Annotated in this window: 15 protein-coding genes; 10 read left to right on the top strand and 5 right to left on the bottom strand. The window is 66.4% G+C overall.

The window, feature by feature from the left end; genetic code table 11:
* Position 1: 1 nt before the first annotated feature.
* The 3 genes from lpxA to lpxB are packed head-to-tail and all read left to right on the top strand — an operon-like array spanning position 2 to position 2744.
* A complete protein-coding gene (lpxA, locus tag GEU84_RS03185; RefSeq protein WP_152824021.1) occupies positions 2–787 on the top strand; it encodes an acyl-ACP--UDP-N-acetylglucosamine O-acyltransferase in 786 nt (261 codons plus the stop codon).
* The gene (locus tag GEU84_RS03180; protein WP_152824020.1) at positions 784–1605 is read left to right on the top strand and encodes an LpxI family protein; all 822 of its coding nucleotides are present in this window, start codon (positions 784–786) and stop codon (positions 1603–1605) included. Before lpxA ends, GEU84_RS03180 begins: the two co-directional genes overlap by 4 nt.
* Positions 1602–2744 (top strand): lipid-A-disaccharide synthase, encoded by a 1143-nt coding sequence (gene lpxB, locus GEU84_RS03175; RefSeq protein ID WP_152824019.1) that lies wholly within the window; start codon positions 1602–1604, stop codon positions 2742–2744. Before GEU84_RS03180 ends, lpxB begins: the two co-directional genes overlap by 4 nt.
* 112 nt (positions 2745–2856) lie before the next feature.
* Here lpxB and GEU84_RS03170 read toward each other — a convergent pair whose 3' ends face one another.
* A complete protein-coding gene (locus GEU84_RS03170) occupies positions 2857–3975 on the bottom strand; it encodes a Gfo/Idh/MocA family protein (RefSeq protein WP_152824018.1) in 1119 nt (372 codons plus the stop codon).
* Positions 3976–4058: 83 nt separating this feature from the next.
* Here GEU84_RS03170 and GEU84_RS03165 point away from each other — a divergent pair, with 83 nt between their 5' ends.
* The 6 genes from GEU84_RS03165 to GEU84_RS03140 all read left to right on the top strand — a co-directional run bounded on the left by GEU84_RS03165 (position 4059) and on the right by GEU84_RS03140 (position 11766).
* Positions 4059–4934, top strand: coding sequence for a MurR/RpiR family transcriptional regulator (locus tag GEU84_RS03165; protein ID WP_152824017.1), 876 nt, complete (start codon positions 4059–4061; stop codon positions 4932–4934).
* Between the two features lie 124 nt (positions 4935–5058).
* Positions 5059–6966, top strand: coding sequence for a bifunctional 5-dehydro-2-deoxygluconokinase/5-dehydro-2-deoxyphosphogluconate aldolase (locus tag GEU84_RS03160; RefSeq protein WP_152824016.1), 1908 nt, complete (start codon positions 5059–5061; stop codon positions 6964–6966).
* Positions 6963–8786, top strand: coding sequence for a 3D-(3,5/4)-trihydroxycyclohexane-1,2-dione acylhydrolase (decyclizing) (gene iolD / locus GEU84_RS03155; protein WP_152824015.1), 1824 nt, complete (start codon positions 6963–6965; stop codon positions 8784–8786). The genes GEU84_RS03160 and iolD overlap by 4 nt, the downstream gene beginning before the upstream one ends.
* Positions 8787–8797: 11 nt before the next feature.
* The gene (iolE, locus tag GEU84_RS03150) at positions 8798–9697 is read left to right on the top strand and encodes a myo-inosose-2 dehydratase (RefSeq protein ID WP_241427553.1); all 900 of its coding nucleotides are present in this window, start codon (positions 8798–8800) and stop codon (positions 9695–9697) included.
* A gap of 95 nt (positions 9698–9792) precedes the next feature.
* Entirely contained in the window at positions 9793–10605 is an 813-nt protein-coding gene (gene iolB, locus GEU84_RS03145) for a 5-deoxy-glucuronate isomerase (protein ID WP_152824014.1), read from the top strand.
* Positions 10606–10725: 120 nt separating this feature from the next.
* The gene (locus GEU84_RS03140; protein ID WP_152824013.1) at positions 10726–11766 is read left to right on the top strand and encodes a sensor histidine kinase; all 1041 of its coding nucleotides are present in this window, start codon (positions 10726–10728) and stop codon (positions 11764–11766) included.
* Between the two features lie 61 nt (positions 11767–11827).
* On the opposite strand, the gene GEU84_RS03135 is transcribed toward GEU84_RS03140, so the two are convergent.
* The 4 genes from GEU84_RS03135 to GEU84_RS03120 all read right to left on the bottom strand — a co-directional run bounded on the left by GEU84_RS03135 (position 11828) and on the right by GEU84_RS03120 (position 15078).
* On the bottom strand, positions 11828–12250 hold the full coding sequence (locus GEU84_RS03135) for a cupin domain-containing protein (RefSeq protein WP_152824012.1): 423 nt from the start codon (positions 12248–12250) through the stop codon (positions 11828–11830).
* 176 nt (positions 12251–12426) lie between these two features.
* A complete protein-coding gene (gene eno / locus GEU84_RS03130; RefSeq protein WP_152824011.1) occupies positions 12427–13704 on the bottom strand; it encodes a phosphopyruvate hydratase in 1278 nt (425 codons plus the stop codon).
* Positions 13705–13747: 43 nt separating this feature from the next.
* Complete coding sequence (locus GEU84_RS03125) at positions 13748–14647, bottom strand: DMT family transporter (protein WP_338144746.1); 900 nt, start codon at positions 14645–14647, stop codon at positions 13748–13750.
* The gene (locus tag GEU84_RS03120) at positions 14644–15078 is read right to left on the bottom strand and encodes a Fur family transcriptional regulator (protein WP_152824010.1); all 435 of its coding nucleotides are present in this window, start codon (positions 15076–15078) and stop codon (positions 14644–14646) included. The genes GEU84_RS03125 and GEU84_RS03120 overlap by 4 nt, the downstream gene beginning before the upstream one ends.
* A 150-nt stretch (positions 15079–15228) precedes the next feature.
* Here GEU84_RS03120 and GEU84_RS03115 point away from each other — a divergent pair, with 150 nt between their 5' ends.
* Positions 15229–16110 carry a DMT family transporter gene (locus GEU84_RS03115; protein WP_152824009.1) on the top strand — a complete coding sequence of 294 codons (882 nt, stop codon included), beginning with the start codon at positions 15229–15231 and terminating at the stop codon, positions 16108–16110.
* The last annotated feature ends 382 nt before the right edge of the window (positions 16111–16492 follow it).

The raw sequence follows: 16492 nt of genomic DNA, 5'->3' as shown, positions 1-16492 counted from the left end.
CATGACCTCCAGCATCCACCCTTCCGCCGTCATCGAGCCCGGCGCGGTGATCGGCGAGGGCTGCACGATCGGCCCCTTTGCGCTGATCGGCCCCGAGGTGACACTGGGCGCGGGCGTGGTGGTGAAAAGCCATGCCGTCGTGACCGGCTGGACCGAAGTGGGTGCGGGCACGGTGATATTCCCCTTTGCCGTGGTGGGCGAGGTGCCGCAGGATCTGAAATACCGGGGCGAGCACACGCGGCTGATCGTGGGCGAACGCTGCCGCATCCGCGAAGGGGCCACGCTGAACACCGGCACCGAGGGCGGCGGCGGTGTGACCCGGGTGGGCGATGACTGCCTGTTGATGACCGGTGCGCATGTGGGCCATGACGCGCAGGTGGGCAACCGTGTGATCCTGGCCAATCAGGCGGCGGTGGCGGGCCATTGCGTGCTGGGCGATGATGTGATCGTGGGCGGTCTGTCGGGCATCCATCAATGGGTGCGGGTGGGGCGCGGCGCGATCATCGGGGCCGTGACCATGGTGACGAATGACGTGCTGCCGCATGGGCTGGTGCAGGGTCCGCGCGGCGATCTGGACGGGCTGAACCTGGTGGGGCTGAAACGCCGTGGCGTCAACCGGGCCGAGATCACCGCGCTGCGCGCAGGCTACCAGATGCTGGCGCAGGGCGAGGGCACGTTCCTGCAACGCGCGCAGCGCCTGCATGACGAAACCGACAGCGACCATGTGCGCGAGATGACCGATTTCATTCTCGCCGCGTCTGACCGATCATTCCTGACGCCGAAATGACAGGGGCCGCTGAATCCGGGCGGCTGGCGCTGATCGCCGGGCGTGGCGGGTTGCCTGCCGCGCTGGTGGCGGCCTTGCCGCAGCCGCCGCTGGTGGCGGCGCTGGAGGGGTTTGTGCCCGATGCCGTGGCGGTAGACCATGTGTTCCGCGTCGAACGGCTGGCCCCGTTCCTGCGGCTTTTGCAGGACGAGGGCGTGACCCGCGTGGTCTTTGCCGGGGCGGTGACACGGCCCCGCCTTGACCCCGCTCTGTTCGACCCTGCCACCGCGCAACTGGTGCCTGTGTTGCTGGCGGCCTTGCAGGGCGGTGACGACGCCACCCTGCGCGCGGTGATCGGCATATTCGAGGATCACGGCTTTGCCGTGCAGGGGGTGGCCGATCTGGCCCCGGCGCTGTTGCCCGGCGAAGGCGTGCTGTGCGGTGCGCCCACCGAGGCGGATGCCCGCGATGCCGACCGTGCGGCGGCCATCGTGGCGGCGCTGGGTGCGGTGGATGTGGGGCAGGGCGCGGTGGTGGCGCAGGGCCTGTGTCTGGCGGTCGAGGCTTTGCCCGGCACCGATGCGATGCTGGACTGGGTGGCGCAAACCGCCCGCCGCCCCAACCCCGCAGGCGCCAAGGGCGTGTTCTACAAGGCCCCGAAACCGGGGCAGGACCGGCGCATCGACCTGCCCGCCCTGGGGGTGGAAACCCTGCACCGGGCCGCGGCGGCGGGGCTGGCCGGGGTGGCGTTTCAGGCGGGCGGGGTGATCTTGCTGGACCCGGCGGCGATGGTGGCCGAGGCGGGGCGGCTTGGCCTGTTCCTGTGGGCAAGGCCTTGAAACTGTTCCTGATCGCGGGCGAGCCTTCGGGCGACCGGCTGGGGGCGGCGCTGATGGCGGGGCTGAAGGCGCTGGCCCCCGGGGTGACATTCGCCGGGGTGGGTGGGCCGCTGATGCAGGCCGAGGGGCTGGCCAGCCTGTTCCCGATGGAGGAATTGTCGGTGATGGGCATCGCCGAGATCCTGCCGAAATACCGCCACCTGAAACGCCGCATTGCCGAAACCGCCGCGGCGGCGCTGGCGGCGGAACCGGCGACGCTGATCACCATCGACAGCCCCGATTTCTGCCTGCGGGTGGCGCGGATCGTGAAAGCGGCCCGGCCGGGGCTGCGCACCATCCACTATGTGGCACCCTCGGTCTGGGCCTGGCGGCCGGGCCGGGCGGCCAAGATGGCGCAGGTGATTGATCATGTGCTGGCGCTGCTGCCGTTCGAGCCGCCTTATATGACCGCTGCGGGTATGACCTGCGATTTCGTGGGGCATCCGGTGGTGGCCGAGCCTTTGGCCCCCGCTGCCGATGTGGCGGCGCTGCACGCCACGCTGGGGCCGGGGCCGGTGCTGCTGGCGCTGCCAGGCTCGCGCCGGGGCGAGGTGGCGCGGCTGGCCCCGGTGATCGGCGCGACGCTGGGGCTGCTGCTGCCACGCCACCCGGGGCTGCGGGTGCTGCTGCCCACGGTGCGCGGCGTGGCCGGGCTGGTGCGGGAACGGGTGGCGGATTGGCCGGTGGCCCCGCAGATCATTGAAACCGCTGCGGAAAAGCGCGCAGCCTTTGGCGCGGCGGATGTGGCGCTGGCGGCATCGGGCACCGTGTCGCTGGAACTGGCAGCCGCCGGTGTGCCGATGGTCATCGCCTATGACATGCACCCTCTGACGCTGTGGCTGATGCGCCGCGCGGCGCTGGTGGATACGGTGACGCTGGTGAACCTGGTGTCGGAAACTCGCGTGGTGCCGGAGTTTCTGGGCCGCGACTGCCGGGCAGAGCGGATAGCCCCGGCGCTGGAGGCGCTGCTGGCGGGGGCCAAAGGCCAGCGGGCGGCCATGGCGCTGACCATGCAGCGGCTGGGGCAGGGCGGTGAGGCCCCGGGCCTGCGCGCGGCGCGGTCTGTGCTGGGCGCGCTGGGGGCCGCTCATCACGCCTGACGGCGATTTTTGCTGATGACTGCCGGGGGTGGTGCCTTGTCTGAGGGCGGAGTGGGGGTTTCACACCCCCACACCCCCGTGGGATATTTTAGAGACAGAAAATGAAGAAAGATCAGAGCGATACGCGCCGTTCCTCGCGCGCCGATTGCGCCATGGCATGTATTGCGCGTTCATAGGCCAAGGCATCGGTGAAATCGGGATGCGCCTTTGGCCCGCCCGCGATGGCACGCAGCAGGGCGGCGCATTCGATGATCTTCATCTCGTTGAAGCCCAGCTGGTGCCCCGGGGCGGGGCAGAAGGCCCCGTAGGGCGGATGCGCGGGGCCGGTGAGGATGGTCTTGAAGCCTTGCTCGGCCATCGGGCCAAGGTTTTGATAAAGCTGCAATTCATTCATCCGTTCCTGATCGAATGTGATCATGCCGGTGGTGCCGTGCACCTCGAACCCCAGCCGTGATTTGCGGCCCCAGGCCGAACGCGAGATGACCATCGACCCCTGCGCGCCACTGGCAAAGCGCAAGAGGACCGAGGCCGCGTCCTCGTTTTCCACCACGCCGCTGCCGCTTCCGTCGGGCAGGGGGCGGGTTTCGTGGATGGTCTGCATGTCGGCCATGACCGAGGCTATGGGCCCCATCAGCCCATGCGCCATGCTGACCAGATGGCTGCCGATGTCACCCAGCGCGCCCAGCCCGGCCTCGGCGATCATCGCGCGCCAGGACCAGGGCAGGGCGGGATCGGCCTGATAATCCTCATCCACCCAGCCGCGGAACTGCACCAGCCGCCCGATGGCACCCTCGGCAATCAGGCGCTGCGCATGGGTGAAAGCGGGGTTCTTGATGTAATTGTAGCCCACCATCGTGACCACGCCCGCCGCGCGGGCCGCGGCCTCCATCTCCTCGGCCTGTTCCAGCGTCAGGGCCATGGGTTTTTCGCACCACACATGTTTGCCCGCCGCCAGTGCCGCCAGCGCCATGGCGTGATGCATCCGGTTGGGCGTTGTGATCGACACCACCTGCACCGCCGGGTCGGCCAGCATCGCCTGCCAGTCATCGGTCGCGCGGGCAAAGCCGAACTGGCCCGCGAAACGTTCGGCCTGCGGCAAAGGCGTGTCGCAAAGCACGGTCAACACCGGCGTGGGCACATCACCCATCACCGCCTTGACATTGCGCCAGGCCAGGGCATGGGTCTTGCCCATGAAACCTGTGCCGATCAGTGCCACACCAATGTTAAGCATTCGTTGCCCCACCGCTTTCCGATTGGAATATTTGTTCCATGCGTGCTAGCCTGAAATGACCCGTCCCTGTCAAGGAAAAACGCATGGATGATGCCGCGCCCGCCCTCAACACCGCCCCTGCCACGGTGGAGGAATTCCGCGACCGGCTGGCCTTGGTGTCGGAAGGCCTGCCCAAGCGGCTGCGGCAATGCGCCGACCATATCGCCGCCAACGCCGACCGGATCGCCGTGTCGACCGTGGCGGAACTGGCGGCCGGGGCGGATGTGCCGCCCTCGGCTCTGATGCGATTCTGTCAGATCATGGGATTTTCGGGTTTTTCCGAAATGCAAAAGCTGTTCCGCGAGGCTTATGCCCCCGGCTGGCCGGATTATTCGACGCGGTTGAAGAACCTGAAAGACAATGGTGCGGGCAGCCCTGCCGCGCTTTTGGCCGAATTTGTCGAGGCGGGGCGGCTGTCGCTGGAAGCGCTGGCCAAATCGGTGGACGAGGCGGCGCTGGATGCGGCAGTGGCGGTGCTGGCCCGGGCGGAAACCCTGCATGTGGTGGGGCTGCGCCGCGCCTTTCCGGTGGCCACATACCTGACCTATGTGTTTGAGAAAATGGCGGTTCCGGCGATGCTGCATGATGCGGTTGGCCGGCTTGACCACCGTTTCGCGCTGCGGCCCGGCGATGCGATGATCGCCATCACCTTTACCCCCTATTCCGAGGAAACCCTGCAACTGGCGCAGGATGCCCGCGAGCGTGGCCTGCCGGTGATCGGCATCACCGACCGGCTGACCAGCCCGCTGGCGCGGCATTCGGATGCCGTGCTGACCGTGCCGGAGGTGGATTTTGGCGCGTTTCGTTCGCTGTCGGCCACTATCGCGCTGGCGATTTCGCTGGCGGTGGCGGTGGGGTCGGCGCGGGGCGGGGCAGATGATTTGCGCAAGCCCGAAGAAAAGGCTTTGCCTGCCGAATAAAATGGAATAAATATTCCAAAACCGTGCAAACGGTTGAGTCTCTGGGAGGGACATCGGGGTGTGGGATGGCCGAAAGGCAGCTGCTTAACCGATGCACAACCCATGCACGGGGAATGCATATCAGATGAAGACGCTGGATGTCATCACCATCGGCCGCTCCTCGGTCGATCTTTACGGCGCGCAGGTGGGCGGGCGGCTGGAGGATATGGGGTCGTTCCAGAAATACATCGGCGGCAGCCCTACCAACATGGCGGCGGGCACGGCGCGGCTGGGGCTGCGTTCAGCCCTGATCACCCGGGTGGGGGATGAACACATGGGCCGCTTCATCCGCGAGGAACTGGCCCGCGAAGGGGTGGATGTGCGGGGGGTGAAAACCGACCCGGAGCGGCTGACCGCGCTGGTGCTGCTGGGCATCCGCGACGACACGCAGTTTCCGCTGATATTCTACCGCGAGAATTGCGCCGACATGGCGCTGTGCGAGGATGACATTGACCCGGTGTTCATCGCCGAGGCGCGGGCGGTGGTGGCGACCGGCACGCATCTGTCACATGCCCGCACCGAGGCGGCGGTGATGAAGGCGCTGCATCTGGCGCGGGCCAATGGCGCGCAGACCGCGCTGGATATCGATTACCGCCCGAACCTGTGGGGGTTGGCGGGGCATGGCGCTGGCGAGAGCCGGTTCATTGAAAGCGCCGCCGTAACGGCCAAGTTGCAGGCCACGCTGCATCTGTTCGACCTGATCGTGGGCACGGAAGAAGAGTTTCACATCGCGGGCGGCACAACCGATACCATCGCCGCGCTGCGGGCGGTGCGGGCGGTGTCGGGGGCCACGCTGGTGTGCAAGCGCGGGCCGATGGGGGCTGCGGCCTTTACCGGGCCGATCCCCGATACCTTGGATCAGGGGCAGGCGGGGCCGGGCTTTCCCATCGAGGTGTTCAATGTGCTGGGGGCGGGTGACGGGTTCATGTCGGGCCTGATAAAGGGCTGGCTGGATGGCGAGCCCTGGCCCGTGGCGCTGACATATGCCAATGCCTGCGGGGCTTTCGCGGTGTCGCGGCATGGCTGCACCCCGGCCTATCCCAGTTGGGATGAGTTGCGGTTTTTCCTGAACCGGGGCGTGGTGACGCCCGCCCTGCGCAAGGATGCGGCGCTGGAGCAGGTGCATTGGTCCACCAACCGGCATGAGGATTGGTCCACCATGCGGGTGTTCGCCTTTGACCACCGCATGCAGCTGGAGGCGATGGAAGGGGCAACCCCTGCGCGGATCGGGGCGTTCAAGAAGCTGTGCCTGACGGCGGCCTTGCAGGTGGCGGATGGCCAGCCCGGCCATGGCATCTTGTGCGACAACCGGCTGGGGCGGCAGGCATTGCAGGCGGCGGCGGGCACGGGGCTGTGGGTGGGGCGGCCGGTGGAATGGCCGGGCTCACGCCCCCTGACGCTGGAGCCCGAGATCGGGCCGGATTATGGCGGGCTGGCGGAATGGCCGCTGGGCCATGTGGTCAAGGTGCTGTGCTTCTGCCACCCCGATGACGATGCGGCGATGCAGGCCGAACAAGAGGCGGTGGTGACGCGGCTTTTCCACGCCGCGCGGCGCAACCGGCTGGAAATGCTGCTGGAAATCATTCCGTCAAAGGTGGGGGCGGTGGATGATGACACCTCGGCCCGGCTGATCCAGCGGTTCTATGACATCGGCATCTATCCCGACTGGTGGAAGCTGGAACCCTTTGGCACCGATGCCGCCTGGGCACGGGCCTGCGCGGTGATCACCGCCAATGACCCGCATGTGCGCGGCGTCGTGGTGCTGGGGTTGGATGCGGCAGAGGATGAACTGGCGGCCTCGATGGCTTTGGCCGCGCGGCATGATCTGGTCAAGGGTTTCGCCGTGGGGCGCACGATTTTCGTTGATGCGGCAAAAGCGTGGCTGGCGGGTGCTTTGGACGATGCCGGCGCGGTGGCCATGATGGCGGAACGTTACACGCGGCTGTGCCGCATCTGGGATGCGGCGCGGGCCGCAAAGGGGTTGGCAGCATGACCATTCGTTTGACGGCGGCGCAGGCGATGATGCGCTGGCTTTCGGTGCAGCAAACCGAGGATGGCGGGCGGTTCATCGAGGGTGTCTGGGCAATCTTCGGCCATGGCAATGTGGCGGGCATCGGCGAGGCGCTGCATGGCATCGGCGCGGCTCTGCCCACCTGGCGCGGGCATAATGAACAGACCATGGCCCATGCGGCGATTGCCTATGCCAAGGCGGCCAAGCGGCGGCGGGCCATGGCGGTGACAACCTCGATCGGCCCCGGGGCGCTGAACGTGGTGACGGCGGCGGCGCTGGCGCATGTGAACCGCCTGCCGGTGCTGATCATCCCGGGCGATGTGTTTGCCAACCGCGCCCCCGACCCTGTGCTGCAACAGATCGAGGATTTCAGCGATGGCACGGTTTCGGCCAATGATTGCTTCCGCCCGGTGTCGCGGTATTTCGACCGGATCTCACGGCCCGAACATCTACTGACAGCCCTGCCGCGCGCCTTCCGCGTGATGACGGACCCCGCCGATTGCGGGCCGGTGACGCTGGCCTTCTGTCAGGATGTGCAGGCAGAAGCCTTTGATTACCCCGAGGAATTCTTTGCGCCGAAGGTCTGGCGCTTTCGCCGCCCCGAACCGGATGCAGGCGATCTGGCCGAGGCTGTGGCGGCGCTGAAGGCGGCCAAGGCCCCAGTGATCGTGGCGGGTGGCGGGGTGATCTATTCCCAGGCCGAGGCGGAACTGGCGGCTTTCGCGACGGCGCACAACATTCCCGTGGTGGAAACGCAGGGCGGCAAGTCGGCGCTGGCCTTTGACCATCCGCTGAATTTTGGCCCGGTGGGTGTTACCGGGGCGTCCTCGGCCAATATCGCGTGTGAGGCGGCGGATCTGGTGATCGGCCTTGGCACGCGGTTTCAGGATTTCACCACCGGGTCTTGGGCACTGTTCAAGAACCCGGCGCGGCGGATACTTTCCATCAACGTGCAGGCCTATGATGCCTACAAACACGGCGCGCTGCATCTGGTGGCGGATGCGAAGATCGCGCTGCAAGCCCTTGGCGATGCTTTGGGAAGCCAAAGCTTTGCCGCCAACGCCGCCCTGCGGGACGACTGGTTCGCGGCCACGGCGGCGGTCAAGGCCGCGCCGGGTGCGGGCAATGCGCTGCCCACCGACGCGCAGGTGATCGGCGCGGTGAACCGTGCGGCCATGCCGGAAACGGTGGTGATGGGCGCGGCGGGCACCATGCCGGGCGAGTTGCACAAGATCTGGGATGCCGCGCAGGGCGGCTATCACATGGAATACGGCTTTAGCTGCATGGGATACGAGATTGCGGGCGCGATGGGCATCAAGATGGCGCGGCCCGGGGCGGATGTGGTCTGCATGCTGGGCGATGGCAGCTATATGATGGCCAACAGCGAACTGGCGACGGCGGTGATGATGGGCATCGGATTCACCGTGGTGCTGACCGACAACCGTGGCTACGGCTGCATCAACCGGCTGCAACAGGCCACGGGGGGCGCGCCTTTCAACAACCTGCTGGATGACAGCCATCATGTGAACCCCGCGGCGATTGATTTCGTGGCGCATGCGGCCAGCATGGGGGCCAAGGCGGTGAAGGCGGCGGATATTGCGGCACTCGAGCGGGAACTGGCGGCGGCCAAGGGTGCGGCCATTCCGGTTGTGATCGTGATCGACACCGACCCCGCGCCTTCGACCGAGGCCGGCGGATACTGGTGGGATGTGGCGGTGCCTGCGGTATCGGTGCGGCCGGAAGTGGGCGCGGCCCGGGCGCGCTATGAAGAAATGACACAGAACCAGCGGCTTGCTGATTGATCTTAAGGTGAATGATGATCCTGTTTGGCACGAACCCGATTGCATGGGCCAATGACGACGACCAGACCATCGGCGCGGATATTCCGACGACGCGCATACTGGACGAGGCCGGGCGGCAGATCGGCTTTGACGGTATCGAAAACGGCCACCGCTGGCCCGAGGAACCCGAGGCTTTGCGTGCATTGCTGGCGGGTTACGGGCTGAAGTTCATCTCGGGCTGGTATTCCACCAACCTGCTGGTGCGCTCTGTCGCGGATGAGATTGCAGCGGTGCAGCCGCATCTGGCCAAGCTGAAACACAACGGCTGCGCGGTCTGCATCGTCTGCGAAACCTCGAACGCGATTCACGGGGATGCGTCGAAGCCGGTGAATGACCGGCCGGTGCTGAGCCCGGCGGAAATGGCAGCCTTTGGCGCGAAGCTGGAGGAGTTTGCCGCTTATCTGGCGGGTGAGGGTGTCACGCTGGTCTATCATCACCACATGGGCACCATCGTGGAGACGCCCGAGGAGATCGACGCGCTGATGGCGGCGACCGGGCCTGCCACGCATCTGCTGTTTGACGCGGGCCATTGTGCCTTTGGCGGCGGCGACCCGCTGGCGGTGCTGACAAAGCACGTGGCCCGGGTGCGGCATTTCCACGCCAAGAACATCCGCCCCGCTGTGGTGGCGCGGGTGCGGGCGGAAGGGCTGTCCTTTTTGCAAGGCGTGGTGGCGGGTGCCTTCACGGTGCCGGGCGACCAGGAGGGCTGTGTGGATTTCGGCCCGCTGCTGAAGGTGCTGGCGGGCGCGGGTTATGGCGGCTGGATCGTGATCGAGGCGGAGCAGGATCCGGCGGCGAGGAACCCGCTGCTGTATCAGACGCTGGGGCTGGCGACGCTGAAGCGTCTGGCGCGGGACGCTGGCCTGATCTGATCGGGCCAGCGCCGGGGGGCTGTCTGCCCCCCGGACCCCCCGAGGATGTTTAGAGACAGAAAATGGGGGGAGGACGCCCCCGAGCGAGGGCGAAAATGGCTGATCTTCTGCGCAAGCCTTTGGGCAAGACCGGCACGCTGCATGACATCACGCCCGAAAGCGCGGGTTGGGGTTATGTGGGCTTTGCGCTGCACCGGCTTGCGGCGGGCGAGCGGGTGGGCGCGGCCACCGGCGGGCGCGAGGTGATCCTGGTGCTGGTGGAAGGCCGCGCGGAATGCCGCGCGGGGGCCGTGGATTTCGGTGTGCTGGGCGACCGGATGGATGTGTTTGAAAAGACGCCGCCGCACTGCCTGTATGTGCCGTCAAGCAGCGACTGGGAGGCGGTGGCGGTGACGGATTGCACGCTGGCGGTGTGTGCGGCGCCGGGCAGGGCCGGGCATCCGGCGCGGCGGATCGGGCCGGAGGGCATCACCCTGACGCCACGCGGGCAGGGCGCAAACCTGCGCCACATCAACAACATCGCCATGGAGAACGAGGATTATTGCGACAGCCTGCTGGTGACAGAGGTGTTCACGCCACCGGGGAACTGGTCGTCCTATCCGCCGCACCGGCATGACGAGGATGATTACCCGCGCATGACCTATCTGGAGGAGACCTATTACCACCGGCTGAACCCGGCGCAGGGCTATGGCATCCAGCGGGTGTTTACCGAGGATGGCAGCCTGGATGAGACGATGGCGGTGGCCAATCACGATGTGGTGCTGGTGCCGAAAGGGCATCATCCCTGCGGCGTGCCGCATGGCTATGAGATGTATTACCTGAATGTCATGGCCGGGCCGCTGCGCAAGTGGCGGTTTGCCAACCATCCCGACCATGACTGGATTTTCAAACGTGACAATGCCTTGTAAGGCAGGGCCGCACGGCGAGGGTCAGGCGCAACCCATGGGCCGGGCTGTCACATTCTGTTACACGCCACCGTATAGAACACGCGGACTCGCCTTTGGCGGGTGGTGATCAGGGGGCCGGGTATGGAATCGCAGCTTGTCGGAACGGTGCTGGCCGGGGTGCCGCTGCCCTTGGTGCTGATCGACCGGGCCGAGCGGATTGCCGCCGCGAATGCGCCCGCACTGGCGCTGTTCGGACCGGGTATCGTGGGGCGGCACTACATCATCGCCATGCGGCAACCCGGGCTGCTGGATGCCATCGAGGGCACGTTGCGCCACCGCCAGCCCGGGCAGGCGCGGCATGTGATCACCGGCCCGTCGCGCGAAGTGACCTACCGCGTCACCATCAGCCCGGTGGCGGGCGAGGGGCAGGCCGGTGCGCTTTGCGCATTCGAGGATATCACCGAGCAAGAGCAGATGGGCCAGATCCGCCGCGATTTTGTGGCCAATGTCAGCCACGAGCTGCGCACGCCGCTGACGGCGCTGCTAGGCTTCATCGAGACGTTGCAGGGTGCTGCCCGGGATGACCCGGCGGCGCGCGGCCGGTTCCTTGGCATCATGGCGCGCGAGGCCGAGCGGATGAACCGGCTGGTGCGTGATCTTCTGTCACTCAGCCGGGTGGAATCGGAAGAACGGGTGCGCCCGACCGAGCGTATCGACATCGTGGCGCTGATCGGCATGGCAGTGACGGCGCTGCGGCCGGTGGCCGACGCGGCAGGCGTGGTGATCGAGGTCGAGGGCGAAGAAGGCCCGCTTGTCATCCCCGCCGACCCTGACCAGCTGACACAGGTGTTCCACAACCTGATCGAAAACGCAGTGAAATATGGTGCGCCCGGCAAGCTGGTGACGGTCAGCATCACCCGCCAGTTGCGCGATCAGGCCCGGTTGGGGCCTTCGGTTGCCATTGCCGTGACCGATCGGGGCGAAGGAATAGACCCGATACACCTGCCCCGGTTGACGGAACGGTTCTACCGGGTCGACAGCCACCGTTCGCGCGAAAAGGGCGGCACGGGGCTGGGGCTGGCCATCGTGAAACACATCGTCAACCGGCACCGCGGGCGGTTCCGTATCGACAGCGATCTGGGCCGGGGCAGCACGTTTACCGTGGTGCTGCCGGAGGGTTGAGGGCGGGCCCGGTTTGATGTGGCCACGGTTCAGTCAGGCCACGGTGCGGTGAGCCCCGCTCTCACCCTGGAATGTCAAAGCCCGGGGGGGCCAGTTCAAACCCATCGAACCGGAAGCCGGGGCAGACGGTGCAGCCCACAAGGCTCCAATCGCCGCTGCTGCGCGCCCTCTGCCAGTGATGGGCAGGCACGATGCCCTGCGCCGCATCCCCTGCCAGAACATCGGGGCCAAGCCGCAGGTCGCGGGCGGGCCCCGCGGCATCGGCGGCGGTGGACAGGATCAGCGGCGCACCCGCATGAAAATGCCAGATCTCCACCGCATCCACCCGGTGCCAATGGCTGACTTCGCCAGCCTTCAGCACGAACAAGATGGCGGTGCCGATCGCGCGGCCTGCGTTTTCGGCCACCCATGTCTGGCGATACCAGCCGCCTTCCGGGTGGGGGGAGAGCTTCAGCTGAGCAATCAGGCGATCAGCCTCGGTCATGGGCCCGCTCATTTTCTGTCTTCAAATATCCCCACCGGAGGTCTCCGCCGCAGCAAAGGCCGATCCCGTCAGGGCGCATGTCACCTAAAAAATCTTCCAGGATTTTTTCAAGAATTTTCCCAAAAATTCTTGAACCGCCCCGCCGCAGCCGTGATTGGCTGCGGCGGGGCAGGCGGTCAGGCCTTCAGGATAGAGCGTCCGGCATATTCGGCCACCTCACCCAGCATTTCCTCGATGCGGATCAGCTGGTTGTATTTCGCCAGCCGGTCAGACCGCGACAGCGATCCGGTCTTGATCTGGCCGCAGTTGGTGGCCACGGCCAGGTCGGCGATCGTGCTGTCCTCGGTTTCGCCGGAACGGTGCGACATCACGTTGGTATAGCGCGCGCGGTGCGCCATATCGACGGCGGCCAGCGTTTCGGTCAGCGTGCCGATCTGGTTGACCTTTACAAGCATCGAGTTGGCGCAGCCACGCGCGATACCTTCGGCCAGACGTTTGGGGTTGGTCACGAACAGATCGTCACCCACCAGTTGCACCTTGCCGCCCAGCGTGTCGGTCAAGAGTTTCCAGCCTTCCCAGTCATCCTCGGAGCAGCCGTCCTCGATCGAGATGATCGGGTAATCCGCTGCCAGACCGGCCAGGAAATCGACATTCTGCGCGATGCTCAGCGATTTGCCTTCGCCGACCATCTCATACTTGCCGCCCTTGAAATACTCGGTCGCGGCGCAATCCAGTGCCAGATAGATGTCCTCGCCCGGGGTGAAACCGGCCTTTTCGATGGATTTCAGAATGAAATCCAGCGCCTCGCGCGCTGACGACAGGTTGGGGGCAAAGCCGCCCTCGTCGCCGATGCCGGTGTTGTGGCCGGCCTGCTGAAGTTCCTTCTTCAGCGTGTGGAACACTTCCGACCCCCAGCGCACGGCTTCGCGGATGTTGTCCGCGCCCACCGGCATGATCATGAATTCCTGGATGTCGATCGGGTTGTCAGCATGTTCGCCGCCGTTGATGATGTTCATCATCGGCACCGGCAGGATGCGGGCCGAGGTGCCGCCGACATAGCGGTAAAGCGGCTGGCCGGTCACTTCGGCGGCGGCCTTGGCCACGGCCAGCGACACGCCCAGAATCGCATTGGCACCCAGACGCGATTTGTTCGGCGTGCCGTCCATCTCGATCATGGTGCGGTCGATGCCGACCTGTTCGGTGGCGTCAAAGCCCACCAGTTCCTCGGCCAGTTCGCCGTTCACGGCGGCCACGGCCTCCAGCACGCCCTTGCCCTTATAGCGGCCCTTGTCGCCGTCGCGGCGTTCCACCGCCTCATGCGCGCCGGTCGATGCGCCCGAGGGCACGGCGGCCCGGCCCATCGCGCCGCTTTCCAGCGTCACATCCACCTCGACGGTGGGGTTGCCGCGGCTGTCGAGGATTTCGCGCGCGTGGATGTCGATGATCGTGCTCATGGGGGTCTCCCGAGACTGAAGGGGGGTGCTCTCGGCTGCGTCTTTACCTTGGGGAGGCCCCTATGGAAAGGGTGCGCTTGCGCCGGGCTTCGCGGAAATAGGTGTAAAGGCCGGAGCCGATGATGAGCGCTGACCCCAGCAGCGTCGCCACATCGGGGCGTTCGCCCAGAAACAGCATGGCCAGCACCATGGCAAAGACCAGCCGCGCATAGCGGAACGGGGCCACCACCGACACTTCGCCCAGCCGCATGGCGGCGGTGACGGCCCAATAGCCCACAAGCCCGGTCAGCAGCGCACCGATCAGGTCGCCCCAGCGGTCATCCGCAATCAGCTGCGGGGTGTCGCCGGCGAGGACCATCAGCACCAGCCCGGCGGGGATCAGCGCGATATAGGCCCATGTCGTCAGCTGGAACGTGCCGATACTGGCGGGCATCACCCGGGTCGCCAGATCGCGCACCACCAGCACCACCACGCAGGCCACGGTCAAAAGCCCGGCCGCTGCAAAGCCATCCGTCCCCGGGCGCAGGATGATCAGCACGCCCAGAAATCCCAGCGCGATGGCCGTCCAGCGCCGCCAACCCACAGGTTCGCCGAGGAACAATGCCGCGCCCATGGTGACGGCCAGCGGCGAGGCTTGCAGGATCGCCGCGTTCATCGTCAGCGGTATCAGCGCCAGCGCGGTGATATACAGCATGGCCGCCACAGCCTCGGCCAGGCTGCGGATCAGCGCGGGGCGTGACAGGGCCACGCGGGTCAGTATCGGCTGGCCTTTCCAGGCAGCCACCGCCCAGAAACACAGCGCGCCCACAGCCCCCATCATGGCGATGACCTGCCCCGGCGGCAGCGCCATGGCGGCGCGTTTCAGAAACAGATCCTCGAAGGCAAAGGCGAACATCGACCCCACCATCAGCAGCGCGCCGCGTCTGTTGTCGGTGGCGCTCACCCGGATTTGTCCGTGGGGCGGGCTGGTTTGACCGGCACGCCATAGAGTTCAAGCCGGTGCCCAATCAGCTTGTAGCCCAGCTTGGCGGCGATGCGTTCCTGCAGGGCCTCGATATCGGGATCGACGAATTCAATGACGCTGCCGGAATTCATGTCGATCAGATGGTCGTGGTGGTTGCGTTCGGCATCCTCATAGCGGGCGCGGCCATCGCCGAATTCCAGCTTGTCCAGTATGCCCGCCTCTTCGAACAGTTTCACCGTGCGGTAGACGGTGGCGATGGAAATGCGCGGGTCGATGCGCGCGGCGCGGGCATACAGTTCCTCGACATCGGGGTGGTCATCGGCCGCCTCGATCACCCGGGCCACGATGCGGCGCTGGTCTGTCATGCGCAGGCCCTTGGCCTCGCAGCGGGCGATGATGTTGTCCTGCATGTCGCGCGTCCGTTTGGAGTGTCGGGCTGGAGGGTAGGGCTGGGGTATCGGGCGGCGTTTAAGCCATTCGTGGCGGCATCGCCAGTGCTTTTGCCCGGCTTGACTTCCCCCTGCCGCACCGAAAGGGTGCGCCGAACGCAGGGGGGCCAGATGCGCAAGGACAGGATCGACACGTTCGGCACGGTGGCGCTGCTGGCGGTGATGCTGCTGCTGGCCTTCAACCAGGTGATCGTCAAGGTGGTGAACGAAGGCTTGCAGCCGGTGTTCTTTGCCGGGGTGCGGTCGGTGCTGGCGGTGGGGTTCGTGGCGGGCTGGCTGTGGTTCCGCGGCAAGCCGCCGCAACTGCGCCGCGCCGAACTGGGGCCGGGCCTGCTGATCGGCACGGTGTTCGCGCTGGAATTCCTGTGCCTGTTCATGGCGCTGGATCTGACGACCGTCAGCCGGGCCGCGATCATCTTTTATTCCATGCCGGTCTGGATGGCGGTCATGGCGCATTTCGGCCTGCCGGGCGAGCGGATCACGCCCCTGCGCGCGCTGGGTCTGGTGCTGGCCTTCGGCGGCACCGCGCTGGCGATACTGGATCAAAGCGGGGCCGGGGGGCAGGCCAGCCTGACGGGGGATCTGTTCGCACTGGGGGGCGCATTGGGCTGGGCGGCCACCGCCTTTGTCGCGCGGCGGCCGGTGATGGCGGCGGTGGGGCCGGAAATGCAGTTGTTCTGGATGGTGCTGGTGTCGGGGCCGCTGTTGTTGCTGGCCGCACCGTTCTTTGGCCCGCTGATCCGTGATCTGCAACCGGTGCATCTGTTCTGGCTGGTGTTTCAGGCCTCGGTCGTGGTGACGGGGGGGTTCATTTCCTGGCTGTGGCTGCTGTCGGTCTATCCGGCCTCAACCGTGGCCAGCTTTTCCTTCCTCACGCCGATCATGGGGCTGGCGCTTGGCTGGCTGCTGCTGAACGAGCCGGTCAGCGCACAGGTGCTGGTGGCCGCTGGTCTGGTGGCCGGGGGAATCATCCTGATCAACCGGCGCGCCTGATTTTTGGGCAGCGCGGCGCGGGGGCCACAGGCGCGCATTATGTGCCGCCGGGGCGCCTTGGTCTGTCACAATTCATCCACCGTCTGAGGCGGGGGCGGCAAGTGGGCCGCTGCCTTGGGGAAATGCGCGTTACCCACAGCGAGGGCCCGGCTTATCCCCAGAACCGCCCACAGGCCGGGCAGAATCGGGCCTTTGGCGGTGGGTCGCGGTCAAGCGCAAAAACCTGACCAGGTGGCTAATTTATTCGTTGCGGCAGAGTCGGAATTACGACAGTTTGACGAAGTTGGTCGCGCAGCCACTACATCTTGTGGCGCGCGACCGGGGACACGGAACTCGTCACAGCACAGCGCCCAGGCGGCGCGCTGGCCTGTCCGCTCAAGCG

The sequence above is a fragment of the Fertoeibacter niger genome (genome assembly GCF_009380135.2).
Classification (GTDB): Bacteria; Pseudomonadota; Alphaproteobacteria; order Rhodobacterales; family Rhodobacteraceae; genus Fertoeibacter; species Fertoeibacter niger.
This window is presented reverse-complemented; position numbering and strand designations above follow the sequence as displayed.

Coding starts and splice junctions, on each gene's coding strand:
- lpxA (WP_152824021.1), top strand. CDS start 2: ATGACCTCCAGCATCCACCCTTCCGCCGTCATCGAGCCCGGCGCGGTG.
- GEU84_RS03180 (WP_152824020.1), top strand. CDS start 784: ATGACAGGGGCCGCTGAATCCGGGCGGCTGGCGCTGATCGCCGGGCGT.
- GEU84_RS03170 (WP_152824018.1), bottom strand. CDS start 3,975: ATGCTTAACATTGGTGTGGCACTGATCGGCACAGGTTTCATGGGCAAG.
- GEU84_RS03160 (WP_152824016.1), top strand. CDS start 5,059: ATGAAGACGCTGGATGTCATCACCATCGGCCGCTCCTCGGTCGATCTT.
- GEU84_RS03165 (WP_152824017.1), top strand. CDS start 4,059: ATGGATGATGCCGCGCCCGCCCTCAACACCGCCCCTGCCACGGTGGAG.
- GEU84_RS03120 (WP_152824010.1), bottom strand. CDS start 15,078: ATGCAGGACAACATCATCGCCCGCTGCGAGGCCAAGGGCCTGCGCATG.
- iolD (WP_152824015.1), top strand. CDS start 6,963: ATGACCATTCGTTTGACGGCGGCGCAGGCGATGATGCGCTGGCTTTCG.
- iolB (WP_152824014.1), top strand. CDS start 9,793: ATGGCTGATCTTCTGCGCAAGCCTTTGGGCAAGACCGGCACGCTGCAT.
- GEU84_RS03135 (WP_152824012.1), bottom strand. CDS start 12,250: ATGACCGAGGCTGATCGCCTGATTGCTCAGCTGAAGCTCTCCCCCCAC.
- iolE (WP_241427553.1), top strand. CDS start 8,798: ATGATGATCCTGTTTGGCACGAACCCGATTGCATGGGCCAATGACGAC.
- GEU84_RS03140 (WP_152824013.1), top strand. CDS start 10,726: ATGGAATCGCAGCTTGTCGGAACGGTGCTGGCCGGGGTGCCGCTGCCC.
- GEU84_RS03115 (WP_152824009.1), top strand. CDS start 15,229: ATGCGCAAGGACAGGATCGACACGTTCGGCACGGTGGCGCTGCTGGCG.
- eno (WP_152824011.1), bottom strand. CDS start 13,704: ATGAGCACGATCATCGACATCCACGCGCGCGAAATCCTCGACAGCCGC.